Below are 1851 nucleotides of genomic sequence, written 5' to 3'. Positions count from 1 at the left end.
TGGTCCAGTTTGAAGGGTTCAGATCAGGAGTGGAGGGTGACGTTTTGCTTAAAAACACAAGCCTATAGCCGGTTCCCTTTTTGGGATTCAAGAACCGCGCCGAGTTTGCCGGAGGCTTCAACTCATGAGAGATTGGAGCCGATATGAGCAAGACAACGAACAAATTCTCGCCTGAAGTCCATGAGCGTGCCATCCGCATGGTGCTGGATCACGAAGCCGAGCACCCCGCGCGGTGGGCTGCCGTTTCATCTATCGCGGCCAAGATCGGCTGCTCGCCGGCCACGCACGCTGCACGAATGGGTGAAGAAGACCGAGGTCGATAGCGGTAAGCGAGCAGGCCGGCCGAACGATGTCGCCGAGAATATGTAGGCTCTTGAGCGGGAGAGCCGCGAGCTTCGTCAGGCCAACGAGATTCTGCGCAAAGCGTCGGCGTATTTTGCCCAGGCGAAACCTGCCACCGGAAAAGACGCTCGACAGCTTTGATTTTGATGCAGTCCCTATGGTCTCCAAGGCCCAGGTCATGGCCATTGCCGCTGGCGACAGCTGGGTCGCGAAAGGTGCCAATATCCTCATGTTCGGTCCGCCGGGCGGCGGAAAGAGCCATCTCGCCGCGGCCCTCGACCTCGCGCTGATCGAGAACGGTTGGCGGGTGCTGTTCACTCGCACGACCGACCTCGTCCAGAAACTGCAGGTCGCACGGCGTGAACTCCAGAGTAAGCGGTGTGCCGGTCGCACCTCGACCAAGATGCTTTAGGTAGTCGATAATTTCGCCATGACGGGACGGCTGCTTCGCGCCAACAGGAGGCGTTGCGGTAGGCGGCTTCTTTTACTACGGTTGGTAGGCCCCAAAGGGCACGAAGGGGGACCGAAGATCAGCGCCATCAAACTAGCTGCGTTTGACGTAGACGGAACTATTCTGCGGGGCGAAAATATCTGCGGCTGTATTGCCCGGAAACTAGGCCGTACGGTTGAAATGGACGCTTTCGAGCTTCTCCGCTCGCGAGATGAAATTGCCGCCGGACGCGAAACAATGCTGGAGTGGTACGCCCCCTTTGACCGGGCTGCCCTGATCGGACATCTGTCGGAGCTTCGTCTAGCTCCGGGTGTCAAAGAAGGGTTTGCACGCCTCAAAGAGGCCGGAGTCAAGGTCGCCCTTGTGTCCATCACTTGGGAATTCGCTGTCGGCTGGCTCGCCTCAGAACTGGGTGCAGATTACGCCGTCGGTACCGGCTGGCAAGACAAGGGGACCATCGTTCATTTTTGGCCGGAAGATAAAGCCAGCTATTTGAACTCCTTGATTGCCGAATTGGGTATCGACAGGGATGCCCTTGCGGCAGCGGGGGATTCGCACGGAGATATCCCTATGCTCAATCTCGCCTCCCGAAGCTATTTCGTGGGCGAGCACCTGCCGTCCGAATTAAGCCATGCAAAACACTTGCACAATGCGAATATCGAGGAAATTGTCTCAGATATGCTGGCATGATTGGCCGATGCAGATTACCGCTTTCGGCCGACAGAAGCCTTTGGGCACATATTATCCTGCCGGATAACTCCACGGCAGGAGGCCGTCGATCTGGCTTTGCTTGTGGCCGTTGACAATGGCGGTAAGCGTGACGGTCAGATAGGCAAGCGGATCGACAGCGTTGAGCTTGCAGGTAGTCGAGCAGGTGCTGTGGATTGAGCGACACCGTCGGTGCAGGCGCGGCAGGCATATTTGGGACGACGGGTGACGAGGACACGGAACTGCGCCGGGATGATGTCTAGCCGCTCGGACACATCCTCGCCAATTCGATGCAGACATCCACCGCATGCGCAGATTGCCGATTCCGATGAAGCCGCCCCTTTGTTCCG

General features: G+C 57.9%; 1 protein-coding gene and 3 pseudogenes. 3 read left to right on the top strand and 1 reads right to left on the bottom strand.

The features are described from left to right. Positions 1-143: 143 nt before the first annotated feature. The 3 genes and pseudogenes from CO655_RS33050 to CO655_RS33040 all read left to right on the top strand — a co-directional run. Positions 144-438: pseudogene (locus CO655_RS33050) on the top strand (transposase); the annotation flags it as partial. A 10-nt stretch (positions 439-448) separates the two neighbouring features. Next, positions 449-712, top strand: a pseudogene (locus tag CO655_RS33045) (ATP-binding protein); the annotation flags it as partial. A gap of 60 nt (positions 713-772) precedes the next feature. Then, complete coding sequence (locus tag CO655_RS33040; protein WP_097667968.1) at positions 773-1483, top strand: HAD-IB family phosphatase; 711 nt, start codon at positions 773-775, stop codon at positions 1481-1483. Between the two features lie 176 nt (positions 1484-1659). Here the strand turns inward: CO655_RS33040 and CO655_RS33030 are convergent. Continuing rightward, a pseudogene (locus CO655_RS33030) lies at positions 1660-1851 on the bottom strand (IS66 family transposase zinc-finger binding domain-containing protein); the annotation flags it as partial.

It is taken from the genome of Rhizobium sp. M1 (genome assembly GCF_002531805.1).
Classification (GTDB): Bacteria; Pseudomonadota; Alphaproteobacteria; order Rhizobiales; family Rhizobiaceae; genus Rhizobium; species Rhizobium etli_C.
Note: the sequence above shows the minus strand (reverse complement) of the source record. Positions and strands in the feature narration are given on the sequence as shown.

Excerpts from the sequence above, each read along its gene's own strand:
- CO655_RS33040 (WP_097667968.1), top strand. The coding sequence starts at position 773 with ATGACGGGACGGCTGCTTCGCGCCAACAGGAGGCGTTGCGGTAGGCGG.